The 5,198-nt window shown below is 44.5% G+C and carries 4 protein-coding genes and 1 other annotated feature; of the genes, 1 reads left to right on the top strand and 3 read right to left on the bottom strand.

What is annotated here, in order from left to right:
* Nucleotides 1-132: 132 nt before the first annotated feature.
* The 3 genes from pheT to ADA55_RS03000 all read right to left on the bottom strand — a co-directional run bounded on the left by pheT (nucleotide 133) and on the right by ADA55_RS03000 (nucleotide 4,720).
* Complete coding sequence (gene pheT, locus ADA55_RS03010; RefSeq protein ID WP_048678814.1) at nucleotides 133-2,547, bottom strand: phenylalanine--tRNA ligase subunit beta; 2,415 nt, start codon at nucleotides 2,545-2,547, stop codon at nucleotides 133-135.
* Nucleotides 2,548-2,575: 28 nt separating this feature from the next.
* Complete coding sequence (gene pheS / locus ADA55_RS03005; protein WP_048678810.1) at nucleotides 2,576-3,616, bottom strand: phenylalanine--tRNA ligase subunit alpha; 1,041 nt, start codon at nucleotides 3,614-3,616, stop codon at nucleotides 2,576-2,578.
* 58 nt (nucleotides 3,617-3,674) lie between these two features.
* Nucleotides 3,675-3,917: a binding site (T-box leader), on the bottom strand.
* Nucleotides 3,918-3,961: 44 nt separating this feature from the next.
* Nucleotides 3,962-4,720 (bottom strand): TrmH family RNA methyltransferase, encoded by a 759-nt coding sequence (locus tag ADA55_RS03000; protein ID WP_048678807.1) that lies wholly within the window; start codon nucleotides 4,718-4,720, stop codon nucleotides 3,962-3,964.
* A gap of 122 nt (nucleotides 4,721-4,842) precedes the next feature.
* Between ADA55_RS03000 and sspI the strand changes: the two genes are divergently transcribed.
* On the top strand, nucleotides 4,843-5,052 hold the full coding sequence (sspI, locus tag ADA55_RS02995; protein WP_048678802.1) for a small acid-soluble spore protein SspI: 210 nt from the start codon (nucleotides 4,843-4,845) through the stop codon (nucleotides 5,050-5,052).
* Nucleotides 5,053-5,198: the final 146 nt, after the last annotated feature.

Here is a 5,198-nt window from a genome sequence, read left to right as displayed (position 1 = left end):
GTTCGCTCGGTTTACTCGTGAATTCACGCCTTTTACTCGTGAATTTGCTCGGTTTACTCGTGAGTTTGCACCTTTTACTCGTGAAATCAAAAAAGACAGCTCCCCATGATTCAGGGAGCTGTCTTTTTGGTTTTATCCTCTTAGCTCTGCGCCGGCATTTTCTTTAACGGCCTCAAGCACTTTATCATGTGCTTTTGTAATGTCCTCGTCCGTCAGTGTACGTTCCGGGTCGTAGTATTTCAGTGAGTAGGCAATGGATTTCTTGCCTTCCTCCATTCTTTCACCTTCGTATAAGTCGAAGATGCTTACTTCTTTCAGAAGTTTGCCGCCGGCTTCTTCAATAATATCCTGAATGTCCCCGGCTTTCGTAGCTTGATCCACAACGAGCGCGATATCGCGTGTGGTTGATGGATAGCGCGGAATCGTTTGGTACGCTATCGGCGCGACTTCTGCTTCGGCTAATGCTTTTAAGGAAAGTTCGAAAATGTATGTTTCTTTAATATCCAAGTCTTTTTGGACAGTTGGGTGCACTTGGCCGATAAAGCCAATTACTTCACCATTCAATAGTACTTCCGCTGTCCGTCCTGGATGCATGTCGTTGATTTCCGCTTGGCGGTAACTGATTTGATCAGCTAATCCAAGTGTGTCGAATAATGCTTCGATCACGCCTTTGGCTACAAAGAAATCCACTGGTTTCTTTTCACCCTGCCATAGATGTGACTCCCATAGGCCGGTGATTGCTCCAGCAACATGTTCTTTTTCTTCAGGCAGTTCTTGTTCGGCACGCTTAAAGAATACCAAACCGATTTCATACAGTGCCAGTGAATCAATTTGGCGGGCATTGTTATATTTCACGACTTCCAGCAATTGAGGCACGATGCTTAAACGCAGCTGGCTTCTTTCTTCACTTATTGGCATTGCCAATCGAATGGATTCTCTTGCTTCCAATGCGAATTGGGATGCTTTTTCCTGGCTTGTCAGTGAATAGGTCACTGCTTGATAAAGGCCTGCGCCTTCAAGTGTACGGCGTGCCTTCCGCCGTTTAATTTGATAGTCTGTCAATTGTCCTGGGTTAGCAGAACCGATCGGCAGTGTAACGGGGATGTTATCATATCCATATAAACGTGCAGCCTCTTCGACTAAATCGGCTTCAATCGTAATATCACCACGGCGCGTCGGGACAGTGATCGTGAATGTTTCATTGTCAAGTTCCACGCCGAATTGCAGACGTTTGAAGATTGACTCGACAACTGATACGGTCATGCTTGTTCCAAGGAGTGTGTTGATTTTTTCAAGCGTGATGCTAATGACCGCAGGTTCCATTGACAATTCGTCAACTTCTGCTGCTCCTTGTAAGACTGTTCCGCCTGCATATTGTGCAATCAATTGTGCAGCACGTTCCCCTGCTTCACGAACACGTTCCGGGTCGACGCCTTTTTCAAAGCGGGCACTGGCTTCACTGCGTAATCCATGGTCCTTTGAAGCTTTGCGGACCACTGTACCTGCAAAATATGCACTTTCAATAATGATGTTCGTCGTATCATTTTTGACTTCGGAATCCGCTCCGCCCATCACACCAGCAATCGCAACAGGCTCGCTGCCATTCGTGATCACTAAATGGTCAGGTGTCAAAGTGCGTTCCGCTTCATCCAATGTTACGATTTTTTCAGCATCCTTCGCTCTGCGGATGACGATTTCCTTTGAACCAAAGCGGTCATAATCAAAGGCATGGAGCGGTTGGCCGTATTCAAGTAAAATGTAGTTCGTGATATCCACCACATTATTATGAGGTCGGATACCTGCAGACATCAACCTAGTCTGCATCCAAAGCGGTGAGGGTCCGATCTTAACATCCTTGATGATTTTAGCCATGTATATCGGGTTATCTTCTTTCGCTTCCACTTTGACACTGATATAATCAGTTGCTTTTTCAGCTGCCTCTTCTTTCTCGACTACCGGCCATTTCACTTCCCGGCCTAGAATGGCTCCCACTTCGTATGCAACACCAAGCATACTCAAAGCGTCGGAGCGGTTTGGAGTCAGCCCAAGTTCCAGCACTTCATCACTTAAACCAAGTTCCTCCAATGCATCTTTCCCTACTTCCACATCATTAGGGAAGACGAAGATTCCTGTAGCATAATCCTTGGAAACAAGCTTCGATTCGAAGCCCAATTCTTGAAGCGAGCAAATCATTCCGTGCGATTCTTCTCCGCGAAGTTTCGCTTTCTTGATTTTGAAATTACCTGGAAGGACTGCGCCAACAGTAGCGACTGCGACTTTTTGGCCCTTATCGACATTCGGTGCCCCGCAGATGATCTGAACGGGATTTTCTACCCCGATATCAACTTGGCATTTATTCAATTTATCCGCATTTGGATGCTGTTCACGTTCTAAGACATGCCCGATGACGACCCCTTTTAGCCCTTCACTTTTCTTTTCCACCCCTTCAACCTCAATGCCGCTTTTCGTGATTTTGTCAGCTAGCTCCGTCGCATTGATGCCTGAAAGGTCAACATAATCTTGTAACCATTTATATGACACAAACATGGTAGGTCCTCCTTTTTAAAATAAAAATTTATGCTTCGTGATGGTTGAATTGTTTTAAGAATCGAACATCATTCGTATAGAAATGACGGATATCGTCCACACCGTACTTCAACATGGCAATCCGTTCCACGCCCATTCCAAATGCGAATCCAGAGTATTTCTTGGAATCGAAGCCAGCCATCTCAAGGACGTTCGGATGAACGATCCCAGCGCCAAGCACTTCGATCCAGCCTGTTTTTTTACATACGCTGCAGCCTTTGCCGCTGCAGATTTTACAAGAAATATCCACTTCGACGGAAGGCTCAGTAAATGGGAAGAAACTCGGACGAAGACGGATTTCACGGTCTTGACCGAATACTTTTTTCGCAAATACGTCTAGCGTTCCTTTCAGGTCGCTCATGCTGATGTTCTCATCGATGACCAAGCCTTCAATTTGCTGGAATTGATGGGAGTGTGTCGCATCATCGTTATCCCGGCGATATACTTTTCCTGGGCAAATGATTTTAACAGGGCCTTGACCTTTATGTTTTTCCATCGTTCTGGCTTGAACAGGTGAAGTGTGCGTGCGCATCAGGATTTCATCCGTGATGTAGAAGGAGTCCTGCATATCACGTGCCGGATGGCTTTTTGGCAAGTTAAGTGCCTCGAAGTTGTAGTAGTCGCTCTCGACTTCAGGACCTTCCGCAACCGTATAACCCATCCCGATGAATAAGTCTTCGATTTCCTCCACGATTCGTGTTAATGGGTGAAGATTCCCCTTGTTTACCGGACGTCCTGGAAGTGTGACGTCAATCGTTTCAGTTGCTAGCTTTGCATTGACTGCCGCGGTTTCAAGCGCTTTTTGTTTCTCCTCGACCTTTGTTGCGATCGCTTCACGTACTTCATTGGCTAGTGCCCCGATTTTCGGGCGTTCTTCGGCAGATAATTTACCCATGCCGCGCAATACCTCAGTGATTGGCCCTTTTTTCCCTAAATAAGCAACACGGACTTCATTCAGTTCTTTTAATTCGGAAGCGGCGGCAACTTTTTGCAACGCTTCTTCCTGCAGTTCTAGTAAACGTTCCTGCATCATGTCTTCCTCCTTTATTTTCCTTTTGTAAAAATGAACACAAAAAAACCCCGATCCCTAAAGGGACGAGGTTTATGTATCGCGGTACCACCCTTATTAGTGCACAAACAAAAAAACTTCTGCACTCACTTCATTAAAAATAACGGCTCTTCACCGGAACATTTTTCGGACATTCTGTCTTCCCAATGCCAACTCGAAAGGTGAATTCACTTAAGCAGTGCCATAAAAATGCTTTCAGTCAAGGCATTTTCTCCCTGGATATGGTTAACTTAAAGCTACTACTCTTTGTCATCGTTGTTTTCATTATAAAATTCTGTTTTATTATATTATAATTCTTCGGCCGTTTCAAATCGATTTTCGTAAATGGTACATTAAAATCCCGGCAGCGATCCCCACATTCAAAGATTCACTTTTTCCGTAGATGGGAATATAGAGGTTTTTAGTCGTTTTCTCCAGTAATTCCTTCGATACTCCTTGGCCTTCATTACCGACCAGCAGGGCAAATCGGTAAGACTTTTCCACTTCTTCAAATGGCGATGCCCCTTCTAATGCCGTGCCATAAACCGGTGTGCCGCTTTGCTTCAGCCCATCGATGATTTCGGATAGGTTTCCTTTAATGACAGGCATATGGAAGAGGCTCCCTTGCGTCGAACGGACCACTTTGGGATTATACAAGTCAGCACACCCTTCCCCAAGGATGACCGCATCGATTCCCGCTGCATCCGCTGTCCTGATCATCGTTCCAATATTCCCAGGATCTTGGACGGCATCGATCAACAATAATTTCTCCGGATTGATGGAAGCCATGCTCGTTGATTTCTGTTCACAAACCGCAGCAATTCCCTGCGGGGCTTCGGTATCGCAAATCGCCTTCATAATATCATTTTTCACATAAATGAGTTCTGTGCCTTCCACCTTAAAATGGGCAGGCATTTCAGTTTCTTCATTGATGATCACTTCCAAGACGATTTCTTCCTTTATAGCTTCTTCAACTAGGTGAAAACCCTCGACTAAATATTTACCTGTTTTATCTCGTTCTTTTTTCGTCAAAAGTTTTTTCCATTGCTTAACTTGCGGGTTTTTTACGGATTCGATATATTTCAAGGGTAAACGCTCCTTTAACTTCACACTGATTTTCCTATTATAACGCAATTCACATACATATTGCATGCGAGTTTGTGAAATGCTATTAATGTCAGTCATTATGTGTTAGAGGAGGAATAATTATGAATTTAAACTTACGTAATGCGATCATCCAAAATGTATCTGGAAATACGCAAGAGCAGCTGGAAGACACGATTGTCGATGCCATACAAAATGGCGAGGAAAAAATGCTTCCTGGATTGGGAGTATTATTCGAGGTCATCTGGCAAAATTCATCTGAGCAGGAAAAACAGGAAATGATCACTGCCCTCGAATCAGGATTAAAAAAATAACAGCCTTCAAAGGCTGTTATTTTTTTAATCTCGCCTCGCCAGCCTTCAGTTCTTCGATGGAGACTTCTTCATCAAGCAGCAAGATGAATTTCCTTGCTTTCACTTCTTCAAGCATCGCTTTTGTCTCAGCAAAAGAGTAGCCGTAT

Source organism: Bacillus sp. 220_BSPC (genome assembly GCF_001054655.1).
In the GTDB taxonomy this organism is placed as follows: Bacteria; Bacillota; Bacilli; order Bacillales; family DSM-1321; genus Peribacillus; species Peribacillus frigoritolerans.
The sequence above is the reverse complement of the archived record's forward strand: the minus strand, read 5'-3'. Positions and strand labels throughout refer to the sequence as shown.

Coding starts and splice junctions, on each gene's coding strand:
- pheT (WP_048678814.1), bottom strand. CDS start 2,547: ATGTTTGTGTCATATAAATGGTTACAAGATTATGTTGACCTTTCAGGC.
- pheS (WP_048678810.1), bottom strand. CDS start 3,616: ATGCAGGAACGTTTACTAGAACTGCAGGAAGAAGCGTTGCAAAAAGTT.
- sspI (WP_048678802.1), top strand. CDS start 4,843: ATGAATTTAAACTTACGTAATGCGATCATCCAAAATGTATCTGGAAAT.